This window comes from Billgrantia sp. C5P2 (assembly GCF_051062895.2).
In genome coordinates this window covers 3,479,272-3,504,698 of record NZ_CM128542.1, presented here as the reverse complement: position 1 = coordinate 3,504,698, position 25,427 = coordinate 3,479,272, and the positions used below count along the sequence as shown (strand labels likewise).

Annotated in this window: 23 protein-coding genes; 18 read left to right on the top strand and 5 right to left on the bottom strand. The window is 62.3% G+C overall.

Annotation, left to right across the window (positions count from 1 at the left end):
- The first annotated feature begins 139 nt into the window (after positions 1 to 139).
- From ACRWQA_RS16090 to ACRWQA_RS16065, 6 genes are all read left to right on the top strand, one after another.
- Positions 140 to 1,519 (top strand): L-serine ammonia-lyase, encoded by a 1,380-nt coding sequence (locus ACRWQA_RS16090; protein ID WP_263582911.1) that lies wholly within the window; start codon positions 140 to 142, stop codon positions 1,517 to 1,519.
- A 276-nt stretch (positions 1,520 to 1,795) separates the two neighbouring features.
- Positions 1,796 to 2,563 (top strand): ABC transporter ATP-binding protein, encoded by a 768-nt coding sequence (locus ACRWQA_RS16085; protein WP_263582912.1) that lies wholly within the window; start codon positions 1,796 to 1,798, stop codon positions 2,561 to 2,563.
- Positions 2,560 to 3,309: an ABC transporter ATP-binding protein gene (locus tag ACRWQA_RS16080; protein WP_434229366.1), complete on the top strand. Its 750-nt coding sequence runs from the start codon at positions 2,560 to 2,562 to the stop codon at positions 3,307 to 3,309. The genes ACRWQA_RS16085 and ACRWQA_RS16080 overlap by 4 nt, the downstream gene beginning before the upstream one ends.
- 193 nt (positions 3,310 to 3,502) lie before the next feature.
- Positions 3,503 to 4,723 carry an ABC transporter substrate-binding protein gene (locus tag ACRWQA_RS16075; protein ID WP_263582914.1) on the top strand — a complete coding sequence of 407 codons (1,221 nt, stop codon included), beginning with the start codon at positions 3,503 to 3,505 and terminating at the stop codon, positions 4,721 to 4,723.
- Positions 4,724 to 4,783: 60 nt separating this feature from the next.
- Positions 4,784 to 5,671 (top strand): branched-chain amino acid ABC transporter permease, encoded by an 888-nt coding sequence (locus ACRWQA_RS16070; protein ID WP_263582915.1) that lies wholly within the window; start codon positions 4,784 to 4,786, stop codon positions 5,669 to 5,671.
- A 4-nt stretch (positions 5,672 to 5,675) separates the two neighbouring features.
- Entirely contained in the window at positions 5,676 to 6,659 is a 984-nt protein-coding gene (locus ACRWQA_RS16065; protein WP_263582916.1) for a branched-chain amino acid ABC transporter permease, read from the top strand.
- A gap of 43 nt (positions 6,660 to 6,702) precedes the next feature.
- On the opposite strand, the gene ACRWQA_RS16060 is transcribed toward ACRWQA_RS16065, so the two are convergent.
- Positions 6,703 to 7,608 (bottom strand): LysR family transcriptional regulator, encoded by a 906-nt coding sequence (locus ACRWQA_RS16060; protein ID WP_263582917.1) that lies wholly within the window; start codon positions 7,606 to 7,608, stop codon positions 6,703 to 6,705.
- A gap of 127 nt (positions 7,609 to 7,735) precedes the next feature.
- On the opposite strand from ACRWQA_RS16060, the gene ACRWQA_RS16055 reads away from it, so the two are divergent.
- The 3 genes from ACRWQA_RS16055 (at position 7,736) to mtgA (ending at position 10,559) form a co-directional block, all read left to right on the top strand.
- Positions 7,736 to 8,845, top strand: a complete 1,110-nt coding sequence (locus ACRWQA_RS16055) for an S-(hydroxymethyl)glutathione dehydrogenase/class III alcohol dehydrogenase (RefSeq protein WP_263582918.1) — start codon at positions 7,736 to 7,738, stop codon at positions 8,843 to 8,845.
- A 121-nt stretch (positions 8,846 to 8,966) separates the two neighbouring features.
- Positions 8,967 to 9,821 (top strand): S-formylglutathione hydrolase, encoded by an 855-nt coding sequence (gene fghA, locus ACRWQA_RS16050; protein WP_434232680.1) that lies wholly within the window; start codon positions 8,967 to 8,969, stop codon positions 9,819 to 9,821.
- A gap of 24 nt (positions 9,822 to 9,845) precedes the next feature.
- Positions 9,846 to 10,559, top strand: coding sequence for a monofunctional biosynthetic peptidoglycan transglycosylase (mtgA, locus tag ACRWQA_RS16045; protein ID WP_434232683.1), 714 nt, complete (start codon positions 9,846 to 9,848; stop codon positions 10,557 to 10,559).
- Positions 10,560 to 10,588: 29 nt separating this feature from the next.
- On the opposite strand, the gene ACRWQA_RS16040 is transcribed toward mtgA, so the two are convergent.
- On the bottom strand, positions 10,589 to 11,503 hold the full coding sequence (locus ACRWQA_RS16040) for a DMT family transporter (protein WP_434232685.1): 915 nt from the start codon (positions 11,501 to 11,503) through the stop codon (positions 10,589 to 10,591).
- A gap of 212 nt (positions 11,504 to 11,715) precedes the next feature.
- Between ACRWQA_RS16040 and ACRWQA_RS16035 the strand changes: the two genes are divergently transcribed.
- From ACRWQA_RS16035 to ACRWQA_RS16025, 3 genes are all read left to right on the top strand, one after another.
- A complete protein-coding gene (locus ACRWQA_RS16035) occupies positions 11,716 to 12,108 on the top strand; it encodes a DUF4168 domain-containing protein (RefSeq protein WP_434232687.1) in 393 nt (130 codons plus the stop codon).
- 125 nt (positions 12,109 to 12,233) lie between these two features.
- Entirely contained in the window at positions 12,234 to 14,147 is a 1,914-nt protein-coding gene (locus ACRWQA_RS16030; protein WP_446326198.1) for a DUF294 nucleotidyltransferase-like domain-containing protein, read from the top strand.
- A gap of 3 nt (positions 14,148 to 14,150) precedes the next feature.
- Entirely contained in the window at positions 14,151 to 14,876 is a 726-nt protein-coding gene (locus ACRWQA_RS16025) for a 3'-5' exonuclease (protein WP_446326197.1), read from the top strand.
- Between the two features lie 13 nt (positions 14,877 to 14,889).
- Here the strand turns inward: ACRWQA_RS16025 and ACRWQA_RS16020 are convergent, their stop codons facing one another.
- The 3 genes from ACRWQA_RS16020 to ACRWQA_RS16010 all read right to left on the bottom strand — a co-directional run bounded on the left by ACRWQA_RS16020 (position 14,890) and on the right by ACRWQA_RS16010 (position 19,056).
- Positions 14,890 to 16,674: a putative bifunctional diguanylate cyclase/phosphodiesterase gene (locus ACRWQA_RS16020; protein WP_434231077.1), complete on the bottom strand. Its 1,785-nt coding sequence runs from the start codon at positions 16,672 to 16,674 to the stop codon at positions 14,890 to 14,892.
- 239 nt (positions 16,675 to 16,913) lie between these two features.
- Positions 16,914 to 18,578 carry a BCCT family transporter gene (locus tag ACRWQA_RS16015; protein WP_434231080.1) on the bottom strand — a complete coding sequence of 555 codons (1,665 nt, stop codon included), beginning with the start codon at positions 18,576 to 18,578 and terminating at the stop codon, positions 16,914 to 16,916.
- A 52-nt stretch (positions 18,579 to 18,630) separates the two neighbouring features.
- Positions 18,631 to 19,056, bottom strand: coding sequence for a universal stress protein (locus ACRWQA_RS16010; RefSeq protein WP_263582927.1), 426 nt, complete (start codon positions 19,054 to 19,056; stop codon positions 18,631 to 18,633).
- Positions 19,057 to 19,488: 432 nt separating this feature from the next.
- Between ACRWQA_RS16010 and ACRWQA_RS16005 the strand changes: the two genes are divergently transcribed.
- From ACRWQA_RS16005 to ACRWQA_RS15980, 6 genes are all read left to right on the top strand, one after another.
- Positions 19,489 to 20,637 (top strand): ABC transporter ATP-binding protein, encoded by a 1,149-nt coding sequence (locus ACRWQA_RS16005; RefSeq protein WP_434231083.1) that lies wholly within the window; start codon positions 19,489 to 19,491, stop codon positions 20,635 to 20,637.
- A 51-nt stretch (positions 20,638 to 20,688) separates the two neighbouring features.
- The gene (locus tag ACRWQA_RS16000) at positions 20,689 to 21,825 is read left to right on the top strand and encodes an extracellular solute-binding protein (protein WP_434231086.1); all 1,137 of its coding nucleotides are present in this window, start codon (positions 20,689 to 20,691) and stop codon (positions 21,823 to 21,825) included.
- An 86-nt stretch (positions 21,826 to 21,911) separates the two neighbouring features.
- The gene (locus ACRWQA_RS15995) at positions 21,912 to 23,165 is read left to right on the top strand and encodes an ABC transporter permease (protein ID WP_434231088.1); all 1,254 of its coding nucleotides are present in this window, start codon (positions 21,912 to 21,914) and stop codon (positions 23,163 to 23,165) included.
- A gap of 4 nt (positions 23,166 to 23,169) precedes the next feature.
- A complete protein-coding gene (locus ACRWQA_RS15990; RefSeq protein WP_434231090.1) occupies positions 23,170 to 24,021 on the top strand; it encodes an ABC transporter permease in 852 nt (283 codons plus the stop codon).
- Positions 24,022 to 24,303: 282 nt separating this feature from the next.
- Positions 24,304 to 24,720 carry a hypothetical protein gene (locus tag ACRWQA_RS15985; protein ID WP_434231092.1) on the top strand — a complete coding sequence of 139 codons (417 nt, stop codon included), beginning with the start codon at positions 24,304 to 24,306 and terminating at the stop codon, positions 24,718 to 24,720.
- A gap of 106 nt (positions 24,721 to 24,826) precedes the next feature.
- Complete coding sequence (locus tag ACRWQA_RS15980; RefSeq protein WP_434231095.1) at positions 24,827 to 25,408, top strand: hypothetical protein; 582 nt, start codon at positions 24,827 to 24,829, stop codon at positions 25,406 to 25,408.
- The last annotated feature ends 19 nt before the right edge of the window (positions 25,409 to 25,427 follow it).

The window sequence follows — 25,427 nt, the reverse complement described above, 5'->3', positions numbered from 1 at the left end:
CTCGTTTGCCGAACGGCCGTTTCCCCACCAACATAAGGTCATCCTTGCCGTAAAGGCAAACATGTTTTAGCCAGGCTGATTCATAAGCCGTGTATGGTACACGTGTGAGGCGTCGGCTGGCTGTAGATGAGGTTATCGTATGGCAATCAGTGTCTTCGACCTGTTCAAGATCGGCATCGGTCCATCCAGCTCGCACACCGTAGGACCGATGCGAGCCGCCTACGATTTCGTACAGGCGCTGCGTGAGCAGGACCTGCTCGAAAGGGTGGCGCGTGTCGAGGTGGGTCTGTTCGGCTCCCTGTGTGCGACGGGCAAGGGCCATGGTACCGACCGCGCCGTGATGATGGGGTTGATGGGCGAGCGCCCCGACCGAATCGACCCTGCCATCGTCACGCCTTGCATCGAGGAATTGCTCGAGTCGAATACGCTGATGCTCGACGGACGCCTGGCGATCCCCTTCCTGTGGGCACGCGACATGCAGTGGCACGAAGAGTGCCTGCCCTACCACCCCAATGCCATGACGCTGGTGGCTCATGGCCACGGCGAGGAGTTGTGGCGCAACACCTACTACTCGGTGGGTGGTGGCTTCGTCATCGATGAGGGCCAGGCCGAGCGCGGCGAGCTTGACCAGGACAGCACCACGCTTCCCTACGACTTCAACTCGGCTGCCGAATTAATGGCGCTGTGCCGCATGCATGACATGCGCATCAGCGAATTGATGCTGGAGAATGAGAAGGCCTGGCGCAGCGAAGCCGACATTCGTGACGGATTGTGGCAGATCTGGCAGGCCATGCGGGCCTGTGTCGATACAGGTCTGCAGCAGGAGGGGGTGCTGCCCGGCGGACTCAACGTCAAGCGCCGCGCCGCGTCGCTGCATCGTCGCCTGCTGGCAACGAGTGACGACCAGAGCTTGATCGCTACCACCTTCGGTGCGATGGATTGGGTCAATGTCTTCGCTCTCGCGGTGAACGAGGAAAATGCCGCCGGCGGGCGCATGGTCACCGCGCCGACCAATGGCGCGGCCGGCATCATTCCCGCCGTGCTGCACTACTACATGAAGTTCCAGTCCGGAGCCTGCGAGCGTGACGTCGTCGACTTTCTGCTGGCTGCCGGGGCGGTGGGAATCCTGTGCAAGAAGAACGCCTCCATTTCGGGAGCCGAGGTTGGCTGTCAGGGGGAGGTGGGCTCGGCGTGTGCCATGGCCGCTGCGGGCCTGGCCGAGGTCATGGGGGGAAGCGTCGGTCAGGTGGAGAATGCTGCCGAAATTGGCCTGGAGCACAACCTCGGGTTGACCTGCGATCCGGTGGGCGGGCTGGTGCAGGTGCCCTGCATCGAGCGCAATGCCATCGCCTCGGTCAAGGCGATCAACGCCGCCCAGATGGCGCTGCGTGGCGACGGCGAGCACTTCATCTCGCTCGACAAGGCGATTCGCACCATGCGCGATACCGGGCGCGACATGCAGGACAAGTACAAGGAGACATCCCGCGGCGGGCTCGCCGTGAACGCCATCGAGTGCTGATGAGCCGCGGTATGATGAACGCTTGACCGAGCCTCATCCAGTAAGACGCGATGCCCTCCGGCATCGCGTTTTTGTTTGCAAGCTATTGAAATTGGCCTGGGTCTACGCCATTGGTCGAGTTCGACCCTTCAACAGTTGCTCCGCGAGTGTCTCTCCTCTAGCTTACGTTAACGTAAAGGTTAGAAGCCCGGGCTGAGCCAAGTACGAGTGGCAGCCTTCACGACAACGACAACAATCAGCATTGGATCGCTGCTGGCGGTCCAGAGAGGACGTCACATGACCCAGGAGTTCATCCTCGAAACTCGCGGGTTGACCAAGCAGTTCCGCGGCTTCACGGCCGTGGACGATGTCAACCTCCAAGTCAGGGAGGGGCATATCCACGCCTTGATCGGTCCCAATGGCGCCGGCAAGACGACCGTCTTCAATCTCCTTACCAAATTCCTGCCGCCGACACGGGGCGAGATTCTCTACCGCGGCAAGGCGATTACCGGCATGAAGGCCAACGAGATCGCGCGCATGGGTATGGTGCGCTCGTTCCAGATATCTGCGGTATTCGCACACATGACCGCTTTGGAGAACGTGCGCGTGGCGCTGCAGCGGCCGATCGGCACCTCGTTTCATTTCTGGAAGTCGCAGCGAACCCTGGAGCACCTCAACGAGCGTGCCATCGAGCTGCTCGATGAGGTCGGTCTGCGCGACTATGCGGATGTGTTGACCGTGGAAATGCCCTATGGGCGCAAGCGAGCCCTGGAGGTTGCCACCACCTTGGCGATGAATCCGACGTTGATGCTGCTCGATGAGCCGACCCAGGGCATGGGGGCGGAAGACGTCGACCGCATCGTCGAGCTGATACGCCGCGTGGCCAAGGGGCGTACGGTGCTGATGGTCGAACACAACCTCAGTGTGGTGAGTCGCTTGTGCGACCGGATTACCGTACTGGCGCGCGGTGCCGTATTGGCGGAGGGCGATTACGAGACGGTTTCCGCCGATCCCCAGGTTCGCGAGGCCTATATGGGTAGCGAGACAGAGGAGGCCGGCGCATGAACCAAGTCGAACAGCCGAGTCGTACCGAATACCGCGATCACGATGGCGCCGAGATGCTGCGCATCCGTGACCTGCACGCCTTTTATGGTGAATCGCACATCCTGCACGGCGTCGACATGGAGGTGCGTCGCGGTGAGCTGGTGACTCTGTTGGGCCGCAACGGCGCGGGTCGCAGTACCACGCTCAAGTCGATCATGAACATGGTCGGACGACGAACCGGCTCGATCATGATCAACGGCACCGAAACCGTCGGCATGAAGGCGCATCGCATCCCGCGTCTGGGCATCGGCTACTGCCCCGAGGAGCGCGGCATCTTTGCCAGCCTCGACGTGGAGGAAAATCTCCTGCTACCGCCTACGGTGCGCTCGGGAGGCATATCGATCGACGAAATCTACGAGATGTTCCCCAACCTTTACGAGCGTCGTCGTAGCCAGGGCACGCGCCTTTCGGGCGGCGAGCAGCAGATGCTGGCCATGGCGCGTATCCTGCGCACCGGCGCTCGCATGCTGCTGCTCGACGAGATCACCGAGGGGCTGGCCCCTGTCATCGTGCAGAAGCTCGCCGAAGTGCTCGTCAAGCTGCGCGACCGTGGCATGACCATCGTACTGGTGGAGCAGAATTTCCGCTTCGCCGCGCCGCTCGCCGACCGGCACTACGTCATGGAGCATGGCCGTATCATCGAGGAGATCAGCGCGGCCGAGCTGCCTTCGAAGCGCGACCACCTCAATAAGCTGCTAGGCGTCTAGCCAGCATAGGAGCAAGCACCCGGCTCGCTGCACCTCGGTAGACGAGCCAACATTCAAGCCGAGCCTTCAAGGCGCAACAAGAACCACAACAGAAAATCAGGTAACCACGACTTTCGTAACCGCAGCGAATCGCAATTAATCCGCAGTGCGCGTGACAACAACAATCCGCCCAGTTGGGCTATGGAGACGAAAAATGACCTTCATGAAGAAGACCCTCGCCAGCAGCATCGCCATTGCCGCCACCGCCGCCATGGCCACCGCCGCCCAGGCGGAAATCAGCGATGGCGAGGTGCGCATCGGCTATCTCGCCGACATGTCCGGCACCTACCGTGACCTGGCCGGTCCGGGTGGCCTCGAGGCCTTGCAGATGGCGATCGAGGATTTCGGCGGTAGCGTCGACGGTGCGCCGATCGAGGTGTTCAGCGCCGACGATCGCAACAGCGCCGATGTCGGCGCCAACACCGTGCGCGAGTGGGTCGACCAGCGCAACGTCGACCTGGTAGCCGGCATGGTGGCCTCGTCGGTGACCATCGCCGTGACCAAGGTACTCGAGGAGAACGACGGCTTCGGCATCGTCTCCGGCTCGGCGGCCTCGAGCATCACCAACGAGCATTGCACACCCAACCACATCCACTGGGTCTACGATACTTACCCGCTGGCCAACGGCACCGCCCGCGCGGTGGTCGAGCAGGGCGGCGACAGCTGGTTCATGCTCACCGCCGACTACGCCTTCGGCCATGCTCTCGAGGGCGACGTGACCAAGGTGGTGGAGGAGAACGGCGGCGAGGTCATCGGCGGTGTACGCCACCCGTTCCCCACCGACGACTTCTCGTCATACATTCTTCAGGCCCAGGGCTCAGGGGCCAAGATCATCGGCCTTGCCAACGCGGGTGCCGATACGGTCAACGCCATCAATACCGCCAGCCAGTTCGGCGTGGTCGAGGCCGGCCAACAGCTCGCCGGCCTGCTGGTGTTTCTCAACGACGTCTATGCCATGGGGCTCGACACCACCCAGGGACTGCTGTTGACCACCGGCTGGTACTGGAACATGGATGATGAGGCGCGTGAGTGGGCCGAGCGCTATTACGAGCGTGTGGGCAGCATGCCGACCATGGTCCAGGCCGGCATCTACTCCAGCACCATGCACTATCTGGAAGCCGTCCAGGCCACCGGCAGCGACGATACCCAGACGGTGCGCGAGTACATGATGAAGCAGCCGATCCACGACTTCTTCGCTCGTAACGGCCGCATTCGTGAGGATGGCCGCATGGTGCACGACATGTACCTGGCCCGGGTGAAATCGCCGGAGGCCTCTACCCACGATTGGGATCTCTACGAGATTCTCACCTCCATTCCCGCCGAAGAGGCCTACCGCCCGCTCTCAGAGAGCCAGTGCAAGCTGGTGCAGAACTGAAGCATGGCAAGTCGGCGGCGGCTGCGGCCGCCGCCCCTCTGACGGCGAGGAGAGTCTGACATGACGATGATATTCGGCGTGCCGTTGGCGGTGTTCATGGGCCAGCTCCTGTTGGGTCTGATCAACGGCGCCTTCTACGCCCTGCTGAGCCTGGGCCTGGCGGTGATCTTCGGCCTGCTGAAGATCGTCAACTTCGCCCATGGCGCCATGTACATGCTGGGGGCTTTCGCCACGCTGCTGGGCATGCGCTACCTGGGCATCAATTACTGGGCGGCGCTGCTGCTGACGCCGCTGGTGGTGGGGCTGTTCGGTATGCTGATCGAGAGGGTGCTGCTGCGCCGTATCGGTCATCTCGATCACCTCTACGGGCTGCTGCTGACCTTCGGCCTGGCGCTGATCTTCGAGGGTACGCTGGTCAATTTCTTCGGCGTCTCGGGTGCACGCTACCCAACGCCCGAAGCGTTGCAGGGCGGCTACCAGACCGGCTTCATGTTCCTGCCCAAGTATCGTGCCTGGGTGCTGCTGGCGGCCATCGTGGTCTGTTTCGGCACCTGGTACATGATCGAGCGCACTCGGCTTGGCGCCTATCTGCGTGCCGGCACGGAGAATCCTGCGCTGATGCAGGCCTTCGGCGTCAACGTGCCTCTGCTGGTGACACTGACCTACGGCTTCGGCGTGGCGCTCGCCGCCTTTGCCGGTGTGCTGGCTGCGCCGCTCTATCCGGTCTCTCCGACCATGGGTTCCAACCTGCTGATCGTGGTCTTCGCGGTGGTGGTCATCGGGGGCATGGGCTCCATCCTGGGCGCCGTCGTAACGGGGCTTGCCATGGGGCTGATCGAGGGCTTGACCAAGGTGTACTACCCCGAGGCGGCCAATACCGTAATCTTCCTGGTGATGATCCTTGTGCTGCTGCTCAGGCCCGCCGGGCTCTTCGGCAAGGAGGCATGACACCATGGCCACGACTCAAACCATGACCCCCTCAATGAAGCGCGAGCGTCGTGCCAACCTGCGCCGCAACGCCTTCTATCTGGTGCTGCTCATGATCGGCCTGGTAGCTCCCTTCTTTGCCTACCCGGTCTTCCTGATGAAGGTGCTGTGCTTTGCCTTGTTCGCCTGCGCCTTCAACTTGTTGCTGGGCTATGCCGGCTTGCTCTCCTTCGGTCATGCGGCCTTCCTGGCCACGGGGGGCTACGTGACCGGCTACCTGCTATCGAGCTATCCGGCACTGACCCCCGAAATGGGCATCCTGACCGGTACGGCCGCTGCCGTGGTACTGGGTGCTGTCTTCGGTGCGTTGTCGATCCGACGGCAGGGCATCTACTTCGCCATGGTCACCCTGGCCCTGGCACAGCTGATGTTCTTCTTCTACATCCAGGCACCTTTCACCGGCGGTGAGGATGGCCTGCACGGCGTGCCGCGGGGCGAGCTGTTCGGCTTCATCAGCCTGCGCAACAACCTGGCAATGTACTACTTCGTCTTTGCAGTCTTCCTGTTCGGCTTTGCCCTGATCCAACGCACAGTGCATTCGCCGTTCGGTCAGGTGCTCAAGGCGATCCGCGAGAACGAGCCGCGTGCCGTATCGCTAGGCTACAACGTCGATGCGTACAAGCTGGTGGCGTTCATTCTCTCCGCCGGCCTGGCCGGCCTGGCCGGCTCCACCAAGACGGTAGTGTTCCAGCTCGCTTCGCTGACCGATGCCCATTGGCACATGTCCGGCGAGGTGATCCTGATGACGCTGCTCGGCGGCGTGGGCACACTGTTCGGTCCGCTGGTGGGGGCGGGGCTGGTAGTCAGCCTGCAGCACTTGCTGGCGCAATCGCCGCTGGGCAACTGGGTCGGTCCGATCCTGGGCGCCATTTTCGTGCTCTGCGTGCTCAGCTTCCGCAGCGGTATCGTGGGCGAGGCGATGAAGATGTATCGCAAGAACTTCAAGTGAGATGGTCGGCAAGCCTTTTCCTGGCGCCCTGCGGGGCGCTTTTTTATTCTCTCGTCAGCGAGCAGGCTCGCTCCAGGCTGGCAGGCAGATGCTCGACCAGATAGTCGACGAACTGGCGCACCTTGGCGGCATGCTGGCGATGCCGCGGCATGACCGCCCACACACCTGCGTCGCGGCACTGAAAACGGGACAGCACCTCGATCAACTCGCCGTTGGCAAGATAAGGCATGACGTAATAGTCGGGCAGTTGCGCAAGCCCCAAACCCTTGAGCGCGGCATCGAGCAGGGCAAGCCCCGAATTGGCCTGCCAAGGGCCTTGCACGCGTACTTCCCGGTGCAGTCCGTCGATATCGAAGCGCCACTGGTCGCGGGTGCCGATCAGGCAGCGGTGGTGTGCCAGTTCCGCCACTGAGTGCGGCTGCGATATGCCCTGGAAGTAATCGGGGGAAGCGACGACGTACTCGTGCCGCTCGCACAGGCGGCGTGCCACCAGCGTTGAGTCCTGCAGAGTGCCCATGCGAATGACCACGTCGTAGCCTTCGTCAATCACGTCCACCTGGCGGTTGGTCAGGTGAAGGCGCATTTCGAGCTGAGGGTGAAGGCGCAGGAAATCGTTGACCAGTGGAGCGAGAAAACGCTCGCCGAAGGTAGTGGCACAGCTGAGCTGGAGCACGCCGTGGGGACGGTCCTGCAAGCTTTGCAGAGCAGTCTCGGCTTCCCGAAAGCCGTCGAGCAATTCACGGCAGCGAGCGTAGTAACGCTCGCCGGCGTCGGTCAGGTGGATCTGACGCGTGGTCCGATAAAGCAGCGGCAGGCCCAGTTCTTGCTCGAGCTGAGCCACCTGACGGCTAATATGCGAGTTTGAGACGTGGAGTTGGCGTGCCGCTGCGGCAAAGGTGCCCAGGCGAACCACTTCCACGAAGGCTTCGATACCATCCCAGTGAGCCATAGGCACTCCATCGTTGCACAGCTGGAATAATGTTGTGTCGTTGTTTCTATATCATCATAACGCCGTGCACACCTAGACTGATAGAGACCAGTTGCAAACTGGATTGTTACAGCTACAGGAGATCTGAATGAAGTCGCGTGCCGCCATTGCTCTCGAAGCGGGCAAGCCCCTCGAACTCACTGAGATCGATGTTCAGGACCCCAAGGCCGGGGAAGTGCTGGTGCATATCGCCGCTACCAGCGTCTGCCACACCGACGCCTTCACGCTCTCGGGCGCCGACCCGGAGGGGCTGTTCCCCTCGGTGCTGGGCCATGAGGGCGCCGGCATCGTCGAAGCGGTGGGCGAAGGGGTCACCAGCCTCCAGCCCGGCGATCACGTCATCCCGCTCTATACCGCCGAGTGCGGCAAGTGCAAGTTCTGCCGCTCGGGCAAGACCAACCTGTGCCAGGCGGTACGTGCCACCCAGGGCCAGGGCCTGATGCCCGACGGCACCTCGCGCTTCTCGCTCGACGGCCAGATGTTGCACCACTACATGGGCTGCTCGACCTTCAGCGAGTACACCGTGCTGCCCGAGGTCTCGCTGGCCAAGGTCTCCAAGGAGGCGCCGCTGGACAAGATCTGCCTGCTCGGCTGCGGCGTGACCACCGGCATCGGTGCGGTGCTCAACACCGCCAAGGTCGAGCCGGGCTCCACCGTGGCCGTGTTCGGCCTGGGGGCCATCGGCCTGGCGGTGATCCAGGGCGCGCAGATGGCCAAGGCCAGCCGCATCATCGCCATCGACGTCAACCCGGACAAGTTCGAACTGGCGCGCCAGTTCGGTGCCACCGACTTCGTCAACCCCAAGGAGCACTCGGACCCGATCCAGCAGGTGATCGTCGACCTGACCGACGGCGGGGTCGACTACTCCTTCGAGTGCATCGGCAACGTCAACGTGATGCGCTCGGCGCTGGAGTGCTGCCACAAGGGCTGGGGCGAGTCGGTGATCATCGGCGTGGCCGGGGCCGGCGAGGAGATCTCGACGCGGCCGTTCCAGCTGGTCACCGGCCGGGTGTGGCGCGGCTCGGCGTTCGGCGGGGTGAAGGGGCGCAGCGAGCTGCCGGGCTACGTGCAGCGCTACATGGACGGCGAGCTCAAGATCGACGAGTTCATCACCCACGAGATGCCGTTCGAGAAGATCAACGAGGCGTTCGAGCTGCTGCATGAGGGCAAGAGCATTCGTACCGTGCTTCGCTTTTAGCAGGCCCCCGGAGCCGCGCCGACAGCAGGCGCCCGGAGCAGCGAGGCTGGTAGACGCGCCCGCAATAGTGCGTTGGGCCTGGTAAGCTGCCCGTTGAGGGTGACCGCAAGGAGACCGACCCATGACCATGACCGAGAACCTCGAGCCGATATCGAGCAACAAGAGCTTCGGCGGCTGGCACAAGCGCTACCGGCATCGCTCGCGGGCGCTGGATTGCGAGATGGAGTTTGCCATCTACTTGCCGCCGCAAGCCGAGACGGAGCGTGTCCCGCTGCTCTGGTGGCTGTCGGGGCTGACCTGCACCGACGAGAACTTCATGCAGAAGGCGGGAGCGCATCGCATGGCCGCGGAACTCGGCCTTGCCATCGTCTGTCCCGATACCAGCCCGCGTGGCACCGACCTGCCGGGCGAGCACGATAGCTACGACTTCGGCTCGGGGGCGGGCTTCTATGTCAATGCCACCCAGGAGCCGTGGAAGCAGCACTATCGCATGTACGACTATGTGGCCGAGGAGCTGCCCTCGGTGGTGCGCCAGCATTTTCCGGTCAATGGCCGGGAGGCGATCAGCGGCCACTCGATGGGCGGCCACGGAGCGCTGATCCTGGCGCTACGCCGCCCTGGGCACTATCGCTCGGTGTCGGCCTTCTCGCCGATCGTCAATCCCACACAGTGCCCCTGGGGTCGAAAGGCCTTCCGTGAGTATCTGGGCGACGATCCCGGTGCCTGGACGCAGTACGATGCCTGCGAACTGGTGGCCAAGGGGGCTTCGAGCCAGCCTCTATTCATCGATCAGGGTGAGGCGGACCAGTTCCTGGAGGAGCAGCTCAAGCCGGAGCGCCTCGAGGCGGTATGCGAAGAGCACGATCACCCCCTGACGCTGCGCCGTCAGCCAGGGTATGATCATAGCTATTTCTTCATCTCCACCTTCATCGAGGATCACCTGCGTTACCATGCCGAGCACCTCCACAAGCGCTGAGCGCTGCACCCGCCAGGGTGGCGCATGATCCAAGACTTGCTGTATCGCGCGCTACGTTGGGCGGCCCTTGTCGGGGCCGCCTTCGTCGTACTGTCCATTGTCCTGGTGATGCTGCTGCGGCACGTGCCCGTATACGGCTCCATGGTGATGCTGGAGCGCAAGGTCGAGGCCTGGGTGGCCGGTGAGTCGCTGCCCATCCAGCATCAGTGGCGCCCTTGGGAGGAACTCTCCGACCACGCCAAGCTGGCCGTGATCGCCGCGGAGGATCAACGCTTCGCCGTGCACCGTGGCTTCGACGTGGACGAGATGCGTCGGGCCTGGGAGGCGAGCCGCAACGGATCGAGGCTGCGAGGGGCCAGCACCATCAGTCAGCAAACCGCCAAGAACCTGTTCCTGTGGACGGGCCGCAATTGGGTACGCAAGGGGTTCGAAGCCTGGTTCACCGTGCTGATCGAGGCGCTATGGCCGAAGCAGCGCATCCTCGAGGTCTACCTCAATATCGTCGAGTGGGACCAGGGGGTGTTCGGCCTGGAAGCAGCCGGGCAGCACTATTTCGGCATATCGGCCGATCGCCTGAACGAGGTGCACGCCAGCCGCCTGGCGGCGATACTGCCCAATCCCAGGGCCTGGAGCGCCAGCAGGCCGGGACCCCACGTGGAGCGCCGCAGCCAGTGGATTCGCCAGCAGATGCGCAACCTCGGTGGGGCGCGCTACCTCGAGGAGTTGGCGGCCAATTGAACCTGTTTTTGCCGGCGGAATACCCGAACCTACCGGCGTCCCTGGCCGCGTGCCGCGAGAACCACGCCCACGATGGTGATGGCCATGCCGGCCAGCGCCGTCAATGGCAGGCGTTCGTCGAATAGCCACCAGGCCTGCAATGCCGTGACCGGCGGCACGAGGTAGAACAAGCTGGCTACACGTGAGGCTTCGCCGCGCCGGATCAGTGCCATCAGCAGCAGGATGGCGGCGATGGAAAGCACCAATATCAGCCAGCCCAAGGTCAGCACGAACGTGAGGGTCCACTCGATGTGCCGCTCCTCGAACAGCAGGGCACCGAGGCCGAGCAGAAAGCTGGCGGACAGATACTGCACCACCGTGCCCGAGAGCAGCGGCATGCCGGTGCAGAAGCGCTTCTGATAGAGCGTGCCCAGGGTAATGCCCGCCAGCGCGACGAGAACGGACGCCAGGGCGCCGAGGCCAAAACCTTGGAACAGGTCGGCGCCGGGGTCGAGCTTGCTGCCCAGTACCATGACGATACCGGCCAGCCCCAAGGCCAGCCCCAGCCACTGGATGACGGTGATGCGCTCGCCCAGCAGCGGACCTGCCAGCGTTGCCGTCAGCAGCGGTTGCAGACCGACCAGCAGCGCCGCGAGACCCGCTGGCATGCCCAGGTAGATGCCGTAGAAGACGCCGCCCAGGTAGGCCGCGTGCACGAGCAGACCCGATACGGCAATATGTCCCCTCAATTTCCAGCTTGCCGGCCAGCTGCTTCCCATCAGTTTCACCAAGGGAATCAGCAGGGCGAGCGTCAGCACGAAGCGAACAAACAGGAAGGTGAAGGGTTCGGCATGGGGCAGGCCGAACTTGGCGCCGATGAAACCGGTACTCCACAGGGCCACGAACAGTACCGGCATGCTGGCCAGAAGTGCGGCATCGAGACGGGAGTGAGAGGGCGTTGTCATGGGTGTGGCGGACCTTGGGCACAAGACAATGAGGCTGTCGAAGATACGTGTTTGGCGAAGCGGGTGAAAGCTAGCAGGTTAACTTTATCGCTGCGTTTCAGTGCGGAATGCATAACCAATGAATCTTTACAGCTTGTAACATAAAAAACTGAACTCTGTTCGCCTCCCCCCGTCAGACTCCTTACATTCACAGCAACACCTTGGAGGTATTCATGCAACGGATGACTGCACTGTTCTCGGCCGCCCTGCTCACTGCTGGGCTGTTGACCGTACAGGCGCACGCTCAGCAGGACCCCGCCCAGGATCCGGCAGCCGGCCAACCGCAGGCGCAGGCGCCAGCGCAGGACTTCTCCGATGACCAGCTTCAGCAGTTCGCCGATGCCTCCCAGGAAATCGCTGTGATTTCGCAGGAGTACACTGAGCGCCTGCATGCGGCTGAAGACGAGCAGAGCCAGCAGGAAGTGCGCATGGAAGCCAACGACAGGATGGTCGAAGTGGTCGAGGAGAATGGTCTCGACGTGGATACCTTCAACGCCATCGGTCATGCCATCCAGCAGGATCCCGAGCTGATGCAGCGCGTGCAGGAGATGGCCGAGCAGTCGTAAACCGACCGGCGCCATCCAAGCGAGAAAGGCCACCCATGGGTGGCCTTTCTTGTGTCGGGGGGCCGACAGCCTTTCACCGCAAGGGTATGATGAGCATATGATTATAATGGGGAGCTAGACGGGACATGGATGCGGAACTACTCGAGATTCGGCAGCACATGGGGCGCTTCCCCCCTTTCGATGCCCTCGACGACGAATTGCTCGACAGCGTCGCCGGGCAGATCGAGGTGGGCTATTTCCAGGCCGGTTCCGATATTCTTGAGCTCGACCAGGAGCTCCACGAACTGTGCTATATCCGCAGCGGAGCGGTGGAGGTTCGGCGGCGAACGGGCGAGCTTTACGATCGCCTGGGCGAAGGCGACATCTTCGGGCACTTCAGCCTGCTGAGAAACAATCGGGTCCGGTTTCCTGCCCGCGCTCTGGAAGACACCCTGATCTACCACATCCCCGAGACGGTTTTCCTGCGCCTGTGCGAGGCCGACGACCATTTCGCCGATTTCGTGGAATTGGAGCGACCGCGCCTGGAAGCCGCGGTGGAGGAGCACAAGAAAGCCAACGACATGATGATCACCCGGGTGCGCAAGCTGCTCACCCGTTACCCGGTGATGGTCGAGGCCGGAGCGTCGATTCAGGAAGTGGCTCGTCAGATCACCGAAGCCCAGGCGTCGGCTGCGCTGATTCTCGACGAGCCGGACGGCGACCCGAGGCATACCTTCACCGACAGTGAAGATCGCCCCTGGCGGCTGCGCGGCATACTGACCGACAGTGACTTCCGCACCCGTATCGTGGCAGAGGGTCTGTCGCCCGATACGCCCGTGGGGGACCTGGCGAGCGGGCGACTGATCACCATCCAGTCGGACGAGTCGGTGCACGAGGCCATGCTGTGCATGCTGCGCAACAACATCCATCACTTGCCAGTGCTGTATCGGCGCCGGCCGGTGGGCGTCGTCCACCTTTCCGACATCATCCGCTACGAGACCCACAGCAGCCTCTACCTGGTCAGCAATATCTTTCATCAGTCCAGCATTGACGGCTTGGCTCGGCTCGCCCCCGATGTGCGTGCCGCTTTCGTACGCATGGTGGAGGAGGGCGCCAACTCTCAAATGGTCGGCAGCGCCCTGTCCACCATCGGCCGCAGCTTCGTGCGCCGCCTGCTGGAATTGGCCGAAGAGACGCTGGGGCCACCGCCGGTGGCGTACTGCTTCATGGTCAACGGATCCATGGCTCGCAACGAGCAGACCCTCGTTACCGATCAGGACAATGCCCTGATACTTTCCGACGATTTCGAGCCGGCCCGGCATGACGCCTATTTCCTTCGCCTGGCGCAGTTCGTCAGCGATGGGCTGGCAGCCTGCGGCTACGCTTACTGCAAAGGGGAGGTGATGGCGACCAATCCGCAGTGGCGTCAGCCCTTATCGGTATGGCAGCGCTATTTCAATGAATGGATAGAGTCGCCCACGCCGGAGCGGCTGCTGCACTGTTCGATCTTTTTCGATCTCGACAGCGCCTATGGCGAGGAAGCCTATGTCGAGCAGTTGCAGGACTTGATCGCTCGCAAGGCGCCGAGCAGCCCCCTCTTCCTGGCCGCCATGGCGCGCAACGCGTTGAACCGTACGCCGCCACTGGGTTTCTTTCGTACCTTCGTGATGGAGAAGGATGGCAAGCACAACAACTCGATCAACCTCAAGCGTCGGGGAACCGCTCCGCTGGTCGACCTGATCCGCGTACATGCGCTGGCCTGCGGCTCGCGTGCCCAGAACAGCTTCGAGCGGCTGGACGACATCGCCGCGACGCAGCTGTTGGCGCCAGGCGTGAATGACAAGCTGCGCTATGCCCTGGAGCTACTCTCCATGGTGCGAATTCGCCATCAGGTCTTCGATCTGCAGCAGGAGCACGAGCCGGACAACAACATCGAGCCGGAGAATGTCGCCGACAGCGAGCGTCACCATCTGAAGGATGCGTTCCAGGTTCTGAGCCATGCTCAGAAATTCCTCAAGTACCGCTATCCTGTACCGGCGAATACTGGTCGAGCGCGCTGAATCATGTTGTCTCATCGATTGACCGTGCGCGCGCAAGGCCCCGAGTGGCCTGCCTACTTGCAGAGACGGGCAGCCGAAGCACAGGACCCCTTGCTGCGACGTTTCTTTGCCGCGGACTGGCCAGCGCCCGACACTCCCATCGGCGAGGCGCCACTGGTGGCCCTGGACCTGGAGACCACCGGCCTCGACGTCCAGCGCCATGCCATCGTCAGCATCGGCCTGGTGCCCTTCAGCCTGGACCGCATCCCACTGGCACGCCGCCGCTATTGGGTCGTGCGCCCCAGCCGACCGCTGTCGGGGAGTTCGATAGCCTATCACCACATCACCCACTCGGAAGTGGCCAGGGCTCCCGACCTGGAAGAGATCCTGCCCGAGCTGCTCGAGGCTCTGGCGGGCCGGATCGCGGTGGTGCACTTTCGCCACATCGAGCGGCCGTTTCTCTCCGATGCGGTCAAGGCCAGGCTGGGGGCGGGTATCCGGTTTCCGATGATCGATACCATGTCGCTGGAGGCGCGACTCTATCGGCTTTCGCTGTGGTCGCGCCTGAGACGCTGGATGCGGCGGCCGCCCGTTTCGATACGCCTGGGTGATAGCCGGCGGCGCTATGGCTTGCCTGACTACCAAGGGCATCATGCCCTGGTTGATGCGCTGGCAACGGCTGAGCTGCTCCAGGCCCAGGTGGCCAGGTACTACGGCCCCACGCTTCCCGTCAGTTCCCTATGGACCTAGACACCCTGACGGCTCATAGCCAGAGCTCGGCGAAGGTGTCGCCATCAACGGGGCGGCCGAAGTGAAAGCCCTGGACGCCGGTACAGCCCAGCGCGCGCAGGGCCTCGGCCTGTTCGGCGGCCTCGACCCCCTCGGCCACCGTCAGCATGCCCAGGGTCTGGGCCATGGCGATGATGGTGGAGACGATGGCGTGATCATGGCTGCTCTTGAGCATGTCCTGAACGAAGGACATGTCGATCTTCAGGGTGTCGGCGGCAAAGCGCTTGAGATAGGAGAGCGATGAATAGCCCGTGCCGAAGTCGTCGATCGCCAGACTGAAGCCGGCATTGCACAGGGCCCGGGTGATACGCACAGTCTGCTCGGGATTGCGCATCAAGCCACTCTCGGTGAGCTCCAGCCCCAGCTTGCCAGGGGGCACGCGGGTAGCAATGCGCTGGATGTGCTCGGCCAGGCGCGGATCATCCATCTGCTGGGCCGAGACGTTGACGCTCAGCCGACCGGGGAACGGCTTGCCTTGGCGCTCCCAGGTCATGAGCTGCTGACTGGCGGCTTCCAGCACCCATTCGCCCAGGGCGCAGATCAGGCCCTGCTCCTCTGCCAGTGGGATGAAGGTGCCGGGGCTGACGTGCCCCAGAATCTCGTCGTGCCAACGGCACAGGGCTTCCGCGCCGGTCAGCTTGCCTGTCTTGAGGCTGAACTGCGGCTGGAAGGCAAGCGACAGCTTGCCCTTGGCCAAGGCCTCGCTGAAGCGTAGTTGCAGCAGCTCGTACTGGTGAAGTTCGTCCGCCATGGTGGCAGTGAAGAAACGGGTGCGGCTACTGTCCCGCTTGGCATGGTTGAGCGCGATGCTGGCATGCTGGAACAGCGATTGCGCATTGTCGGCGTCACGGGGAAACAGTGCCGCACCGACGCTGGCGGAAATCGAAAAGCTGCGCTCCGACAGCTGGATCGGCGCGATGAGGCTGTTGCGGTAGCGCTCGATGGCGTGAGCCATGGCGGCCGGCCGAGTGTCGGTGAGCAATACCATGAATTCGTCGCCTCCCAGACGGGCAACGAATTCCCCGGGTTCGGCCTGGGCGCCGAAGCGACCGGCAATCTCGGCCAGTATGAGATCACCCAGCTCATGGCCTTGGGTATCGTTGATCTGGCGGAAGCGCTGCAGGTCGAGATAGAGCAGGCCCAGGCAGTTGTCACGCAAACGGGCCTGTTCGCAGGCTTCCTCCAGCCGTTCCATCAAGTAGCGCCGGTTGGGCAGCCCCGTGACGCTATCCCAATAGATGAGCTGTTGGATGCGATAGTCGCTGCTGCGTCGCTTCTCCTCCTCTGCCCGTCGCGCCATCTCGGCACCCGCCTGCGTAGCGGCAATGCGCAGCACTTCGGGGGCATAGGCGGCGAGTTCGAGAGGACGGCTGGAGAGCACCGCGAGCAGGCCGACAAGTTCCCCTTGCGGCGCGCGCAGCGGAATGCCTACATAGCTCTCGACGCCAAGCTCCTGCAGCATCGCATCGTCTGGAAAGCGTTGACGAACGTCATTGGAAAATTCACAGACCTCACCATCCAGCACGTGTTCGCAAGGCGTGCCGGCCAGGGCATATACCGACGTTGGCTGGAACGAGCCCCGTGACCAGAAGGCGACGGTGCGAATGGAAGCATTATCGGAAAGCAGTTTTCCGATGAGCACATGCTCCCCGTCGAGTATCGTGGATATACGCTCGACCAAATGATCGAACGCCTGGGGAGTGCCGGCCTTGCCCAAGCCATCGGCGAGCAGACGAAAGGCGTCTTCGGGTGCCATCATGGGCGAGAACGGCTCCTTCGGCATAGTTGTAATGATCTACTTGAAATATGCCCGAAGCGATAGCGCGTTGCTAGTGGCCGATAGCCGTATGAAACGCTTGACGAATGAGGCTTTTTCATCCCTACAGGGAAGCCCTCGCTGAGGTTGTCCTGTCCGATAGCCGAGACGGGCAAGGGCGGAGGAGAGAATCTTCAGCGACAGGCGGCCCAGTGAGCCACCTGTCGCTGGTCAAGCGCCGGTCAGGCACGCGGCTCGCTCATCAAGCCCTTGATGATGGCATAACAGCCCACCAGCAGCACCAGGGTGAAGGGCAGCCCCGTCGAGACTGCCATCGCTTGCAGGGCAGCAAGACCGCCACCCAGCAGCAGGGCGATGGCAATGACACCCTCGATGATGGCCCAGAATACCCGCTGCGGCTTGGGGGCATCCACCTTGCCACCGGCGGTAATGGTATCGATCACCAGCGAGCCGGAATCCGATGAGGTGATGAAGAATACCACCACCAGCACGATCCCCACGAATGAGGTGATGGCCGTCAACGGTAGCTCGCCGAGCATGACGAAGAGTTGCAGCTCGAGGGTTGCGTCGCGCACACCCTCGAAGCTATCGCCAACCAACTGATCGATGGCTGTGCCGCCGAAGGCGGTCATCCACAGGACCGAAACCAGCGAAGGCACCAGCAGTACGGCGATCAGGAACTCGCGTACGCTGCGGCCCCGGCTGACACGTGCGATGAACATGCCGACGAAGGGCGACCAGGAGATCCACCAGGCCCAGTAGAAGGCAGTCCAACCTTGGCTGAAGTTGGCATCCTCACGGCCGAAGGGGTTCGACAGTGCCGGCAGGTGGACCAGATAGCCGCCGAGATTCTTGAAGAATCCGGTCAGGATCAGCAGGGTCGGCCCCACCAGGATGACGAACAGTAGCAGTAGCACGGCCAAGCCCATGTTGATCTCGGAGAGCCGCCGTACGCCCTTGTCCACCCCGGCCAGGATCGACACGATGGCGATGGCGGTGATGCCGAGAATCAGCAGCACCATGGTGGTGTCTCCCTCAGGCAAGCCAAAGAGAAAGCTCAGTCCGGCTGAGGCCTGTGAGGCCCCAATCCCCAGCGAGGTGGCGAGGCCGAACAGGGTGGCGAACACCGCCAGGATGTCGATGATATGCCCGGGCCATCCCCACACCCGCTCGCCCAGCAGCGGATAGAAGATGGAGCGCATGGTCAGCGGCAGGCCCTTGTTGAAAGAGAAGATGGCCAGCGCCAGGGCCACCACGGCATAGATCGCCCAGGGGTGAAGCCCCCAATGGTAGATGGTGGCGGCCATGGCCAGGCTAGCCGCGCCCGCAGGGTCGTCTGCGGCGGCACCGAGCGGGGCCCAGTCGGTGCGAACGCCATCCTCGACGGTGGTGCCACCGAGAGCCGCACCGAAGTGCGACATCGGCTCCGAAACACCGTAGAACATCAGGCCTATGCCCATGCCGGCAGCAAACAGCATGGCGAACCAGCCGCTATAGCTGAAATCCGGCTTGGCATGCATGCCGCCGATGCGCACCTTGCCCAACGGCGACACGATCAGCCCCAGGCACAGCAGCACGAAAATATTCCCTGCGAGCAGGAAGAACCAGGCCATGTTGCCGGTCAGCCAATCGCGCAAGGAATTGAATAGCGGCTCGACCTCGGTTTGTAGGGCAAGGGTAAGGACCACGAAAAACACCGTGACCAGTGCCGAAATGGTAAAGACCTTGCCGTGAAGGTCGATGCTGAAACCGAGCTTGTCGGTAGCCAGGTTGTCCTGGCCGATGACGTAGTCGGTATCGATCAGGTTGGCCGGCCCTTCCGGCGCCGGCACGCCTTCCGAGGCTTCTGTTCCCCTGTCGCGATCATCGCGAGAATCGTTATCCACGTTACGCTCTCCCTTTGAAACGTCGAATTGTAATGGTGATGAGTGGGTAGGGTCAGGAGCGCTGTGGCCTGACCAGGAAGACCGAGGCATCGGTATGGGTGGCGATCTTGCCACCGTGAGACGGCATGATGACGTCGAGATGCTTCGGTGGGTGGGTCGACATGACCACGAGATCGGCGCTCACGTCATGGATCGCCTTGATCAAGAGGTCGTCGAGATCGGCGACCGGATCCGCGCTGCTGATGGTGTGGGCGCTGACGGGTTGGCCATGTACCGCCGAGCGCTGCTGGGCAAACGCCTCCAGCTTCTGCTGGTACTCCTGCGGCGTCCTTGCCACGTTGCTCGGTGCTGAAGAGGTCACCCCCACATAGCAGACCTCGGCCTGGTAGTGCCGGGCCAGGTCGGCCACGGCTTGCAGGGAAGGTTCGAGCACCTCCAGATGGGCGAGATCGACCGGGACCATGATTTTGTTGAACATGTCGTGCTCTCCTGGTTTACGTGATGTCGGCTGTCCGACGCGACGTACGCGGGTGCACGTTAAGGACGTTACACAATGTCAGTGTGGCGGCTTTGGCGCGTGATGCCAGTCCTGGGACCGACGCCCAAGAGCTTGGTAGCAGCACTTTTTCGGTGAATGGGAATTGTACGCGAATGAAGCGGCGCTGCCGAGTCGGCGCTATGTCCGTGTGTCGATATCTGGATAGTAACTTAAGGTTTTCTTTGGGTAACGATGAGTTACTCGATATTCCTGCTCATGTCCCAACTGCCGTTCAACGTTATTTGGACACTGTGGGGATTGCGGTCGCTACCCGGAAAGGAATAGGGTCAAGGTATTCCGATAAGAACGAGGACCAGCCTGCAAGGAGTACTCCGTCCTTCGCTTGCGGTTGGCCATTAGTGGGAACCCTGCATGAACGAAAGCCTGGAACAAGAACGCAACGCCAACGCAAGGGAAGACGCTGGTCACGAGACGGATACGCACTTCGCCCGCTTCATCAACGTGCAGAAGAGCTACGATGGGGTCGAGCTGGTCGTCAAGGGCTTCAATCTCGATATCCGCCGGGGCGAGTTCGTCACGCTGCTGGGCCCTTCCGGATCGGGCAAGACCACCTGCCTGATGATGATGGCGGGCTTCGAGACCCCTACCCACGGCCAGATCCTGCTCAAGGGCAATCCGATCAACGATCTGCCACCGCACAAGCGGGGCATCGGCATGGTCTTCCAGAACTACGCCCTCTTTCCCCATATGTCGGTCGCCGAGAACCTCGCCTTTCCCCTTGAAGTTCGTCACCTGAGCAAGGCCGAAACCAAGCGCAAGGTCGATCGCGCGCTGGCCATGGTTCGCCTGGAGAACTTCGGCGACCGGCGCCCGGCGCAACTGTCAGGAGGACAGCAGCAGCGCGTGGCCCTGGCGCGGGCGCTGGTCTTCGAGCCCGAACTGGTGCTGATGGACGAGCCGCTGGGGGCGCTCGACAAGAACTTGCGCGAGGAGATGCAGTACGAGATCAAGCGCATCCATGCCGATCTGGGCGTCACTATGATCTACGTGACCCACGACCAGACCGAAGCCTTGACCATGTCAGATCGCATCGCCGTTTTCAACGATGGCGTGGTGCAGCAGTTGGCCCCGCCCGATACGCTCTACGAAGCGCCCGAGAATGCTTTTGTTGCCAATTTCATCGGTGAGAACAACCGGCTCTACGGTGAAGTGACAGAAACCATTGGGGACAAGTGCCAGGTTCGCCTCGACAGTGGCGAGACGGTGCTGGCCAAGGCCGTTGCAGCGGGCGGCATCGGGGCGCGCACGACCCTGTCCCTGCGCCCGGAGCGGATCGACATCCTGTCGGCCGAAGCCGGCGAGGCGTTCGACAACCGCTTCCGGGCCGAGGTCAAGGAGGTGATTTACCTTGGCGATCACCTGCGCACCCGAGTCAGCGTCTGCGGCAATGACGAATTCATCCTCAAGACTCCCAATGCGAAGGGATACGTTTCGCTGAGGCCAGGCCAGTCGATCGATATCGGCTGGTCCAGTAGCGACTGTCGGGCCCTCGACGCCTGAGGCGCTTCAACCTGTAGCTGTGTCAACAAGTACAACAAGCGGAGATAGACAATGAAAGACGTTAGCCTGCAAGCAGGGAAACCGGTTCTGAAGCTGCCGGTTCTGAAACTGATGACATGTGCCGTGGCGGGAGCGTCGGCCCTGGGCCTGACGAGCGTGGCGCAGGCACAGCAGACACTCAATATCGTCTCCTGGGGCGGCGCCTACACCATGAGCCAGCAAAAGGCCTACCACGAACCGTGGATGGAGCAGACCGGCGACGAGATCATCAACCTCGACCGCAGCGGCAACGCTCTGGCCGGCCTGCGCGCGCAGACCCAGGCCGGCAACGTGACCTGGGACCTGGTCGACATGCTGCCGGCCGATGCCATGATCGCCTGTGCCGAGGGCCTGATCGAGCCGCTGGATCACGATGAACTGCTGGAGGACGCGCCGGACGGTACGCCGCCGAGCGAAGACTTCGTCGACGGTGCCCTGGGCGAGTGCTTCGTTGCCTCGATCGTCTACTCCAACATCGTTGCCTTCAACACCGAGATGTTCCCCGAGGACAATCAGCCCAGCACCATCGCCGATGTCTTCGATGTGGAGAACTTCCCCGGCAAGCGCACCCTGTTGCGCAAGCCGATCAACAACCTCGAATGGGCGCTGATCGCCGACGGCGTGGCGACCGAGGACGTCTATGACGTGCTCGAGACCGAGGAGGGCATTCAGCGCGCCTTCGCCAAGCTCGACACCATCAAGGATCACGTGATCTGGTGGGAGGAGGGCGCCCAGCCGCCACAGCTGCTCGCCGACAAGGAGGTGGCCTTTGGTTCCGCCTACAATGGCCGTATCTTCGATGCGATGGTTTCCGAGAACCAGCCCTTCGAGATCATCTGGGATGCCCAAGTGTTCGAGCTGGATGGCTGGGTGGTGCCGACCGGCAAGCTCGACAAGGTGAAGGACTACCTCCGCTTCGCCACCGACACCCAGCGGCTCGCCGACCAGGCCCAGTACATCTCCTACGGTCCGGCACGCTACTCCTCTTCGGACATGGTCTCGGTCCACGCCGAAACCGGCATCGACATGATGCCGCACATGCCGACTTTCCCGCCCAACTTCGCAACTGCCATCCAGAAGGATGACGAGTTCTGGGCCGACTACAACGACGAGCTGACCCAGCGCTTCGACGCCTGGCTGGCCCAGTAAGACCCGCCGCCACCCGGGTTTCCCGGGTGGCGGTCCTCGTCATATGCGTTTTCCAACCGCTTCCTTTGCTAGATGGAGAGGCCTGAGTGTCCCAATCGCCCTCTGTTCCCCTGACCACTGCGGATGGCGTGCCGCTCAAGACCAGCCTGCGTCGCGCCGTGCGGCGTTCGAAGGTCAAGGCCTTCCTGCTGGTATCGCCTTTGCTGCTGTTCCTGGGTATCGCCTTCGTCATGCCGATCGTCGAAATGCTGTGGCGCAGCGTCGACAACCCCGAAGTTTCCACCCAGCTGTCGCGTACCGTCACCGCCCTGGAAGGCTGGGACGGTGATGCACTACCTGATGAACCGGTCTTCGCCGCCCTGGTGGAGGACCTGCGTGAAGGCCAGGCCGAACGCAATCTAGGGCTCTTGTCGAGTCGTCTGAACTACGAGAAGTCGGGCATGCGCTCGGCGATCACTCGAACGGCGAGACAATTGCGCACCGTCGAGCCGCCCTATCGTGAGGCGCTGATCGACATCAACGACACCTGGGGTGAACTCGAGACCTGGAAGTTGATCCAGCGCGAGTCATCGCCTTATACGCTTACCTACTACCTGGCGGCGGTGGATCGCCAGCTTACCCCGGCGGGAGAGATCGTCCAGGTGCCCGACCACCTCAAGGTGCACGTCTCACTGTTCTGGCGCACCTTCTGGATGAGCGCGGTGATCACTGGCCTGACGCTGCTGCTCGGCTACCCGATCGCCTTCCTGCTGACGAGCTTGCCGCTGCGCCATTCGAATCTGTTGATGATCCTGGTACTGCTGCCGTTCTGGACCTCGCTGCTGGTGCGGACTACCACCTGGATCGCCATTCTCCAGTCCCAGGGGGTGCTCAACGACGTGATGGTCGCCCTTGGCGTGATTGCCGACGAGGCACGCTGGCAGATGATCCACAATAAGGCCGGCACCATCATTGCCATGACCCATATCCTGCTGCCGTTCATGATCCTGCCACTCTACTCGGTGATGAAGACCATTCCGCCGAGCTACATGCGTGCGGCTCGCTCATTGGGCGGCAAGCCCTTCCTGAGCTTCCGGCGGGTCTACTTCCCGCTGACCATCCCGGGCATCGCCGCCGGCGGTATTCTGGTGTTCATCCTGTCGATCGGCTACTACATCACGCCGGCGCTGGTGGGTGGGCAGTCGGGTCGCTTCATCACCAACTACATCGCCTACCACATGCAGACCTCGCTCAACTGGGGGCTGGCCGCGGCCATTGCCTCGATCCTGCTGTTCGTGGTGATCGTCTTCTACATGGTCTTCAATCGCCTGATCGGCGTCGACAAGGTCAAGCTGGGGTAATCCGATGGCCATTCCTTCCTACGCGACTCGCGGCGAGCGCATCTGGCACTACGTCTTCCTGGGCATTTGCGCCCTGATCTTCCTGTTCCTGGTGGGGCCGCTGCTGATCATCATCCCGCTGTCGTTCAACGCGGAGCCCTATTTCACCTTCTCGGATAAAATGCTCAGTCTCGACCCGGCAGGCTATTCGCTGCGCTGGTACGAAGACTTCTTCACTTCCAGCGCCTGGCTCAACTCCATCAAGAACAGCTTCATCATCGGCATCGCCTCGACGTTCTTGGCGACGGTCCTGGGTACCGTGGCTGCGCTGGGCCTATCCAACCGGCACATGCCGGCGCGCGGTGCGATCATGGCGCTGCTGATCTCACCGATGATCGTGCCACTGATCATCTCCGCAGCGGCCATGTTCTTCTTCTTTTCCAAGATCAACCTGGCGCAGACCTACCTTGGCGTGATCCTGGCGCACACCGCGCTTGGCATACCATTCGTCGTCATCACCGTCACCGCGACGCTGTCGAGCTTCGATACCACGCTGATCAAGGCCGCGCATAGCCTAGGTGCCAACCCCACGCGTACCTTTTTCAAGGTGGTGTTGCCGCTGGTGACGCCCGGCGTCGTTTCCGGCGCCCTGTTCGCCTTCATTACTTCCTTCGACGAAGTAGTGGTGGTGCTATTCATCTCCGGACCCGCGCAGACCACCATGCCGATCCAGATGTGGTCGGGTATCCGCGAACAGATCAGCCCGACGATCCTGGCCGTGGCGACGCTGTTGGTGCTGCTCTCCATGCTGCTGCTGACGACGCTGGAGCTGTTGCGGCGACGCAGCGAGCGCTTGAGGGGAATCACGCCGGAGTAATACCACCCGCACCGGCTCGATCCCAACCAGGCAAGGGGGCACCAATGGGTGCCCCCTTGCTTTGTCATGCTTCGAATTCAGCCAACCGTGAAGAATACCTGTGGCAGACCTAGCCATGTGTCAGTTTGCACCACGAAAAACCTCGCTTTGAAAACGTGAGTCTACTCTCCCTTTTATTAAGTAAGTGGTTATTTTTAAAGGGTTGTAAGTGCACATCAGGCATTCCTGGCACAGCCTGTGCTGCGAAATGGGTGAGGACGAATCAACTAGGGAGAGATCCACATGAGCCATGAAAAGCGTGCAAGCAAGTCTGCCAGGCGAATGACAGCCTTGGCCTCGGCAGTGGCTGTGGCGCTGGGGACGTTGTCACTTGCCGGTTGCGGCAATGATGAAGACGAACTGCCTCCGGTCGAGGAGGAGCGTCCCGCCATGGAGGAACAGGGTTCCCCTATGCAGGACTCCACGGCTGATCCTGGTATCGACCAGACCGATACAGCCGCTGGCGATGGTGCGGCAGAACCCGTCAGTGGTCCCGAAGAGAACACCGAAGGTTCAGACGGGGTGACCCCCGAGCAGGATCCGCTCCCCGAAGCCGAGCAAGAACCGGTACCCGATGAGCAGCCAGATGGGCAGCAGCCCACCATGGATGGCGATCAGGAAGATGAACCCCAACTCGAGGAAGAGCAGGGTAGCTCCTGATTAGTCTCGGCACTCCGATCAGCCGACGCCGCCATCGCGAGATGGCGGTGCAGGGCAGGAAGCCCATGATTGTTCGCCGCAAGGCGATTTCCCAGGAGGTGGAAGTATGATGATGTCCAAGGAATTTCTGAAGAAGCTAGGCGTCCTAGGCGTGACCATGGGGCTGACCGCCAGCCCATTGGCCTTGGCGCAGCAGACACAGCAGGACCAATATCAGACGCAGCCAGGTACCGAGCAGCCACAGTACCCGGCGACCGACGAAGCACCAGGCCATGAAACCGGGCCGGGTGTCGATCCGGGTGACCCCGCGGCTCCGGGCATCGACGGCACTACGGCGCCAGGCCAGGATCCGGCCATGCCGGGTACCGAAGCGGATCCGGGCATGCAGCAGGATCCGGGCATGCAGCAGGATCCCGGCATGCAGCAGGATCCCGGCATGCAGCAGGATCCGGGCATGCAGCAGGAGCCGGGCATGCAGCAGGATCCGGGCATGCAGCAGGAGCCGGGTATGCAACAGCCGGGCACTGAAGCCGCACCGGGCACCGATCCGGCTGCACCAGGCGTCCAGGATGACCCTGGTTTCGGCGAGGGAGCCGAGGCGATGCCGGGCGACGAGCCTGAGTTCGAATACGAGAACGAGGAAGAAGAGTGGGACTATCCGGAGGATGAAAACGACGACGCTTCGTAATCCTTCATCCTCTGGTCCC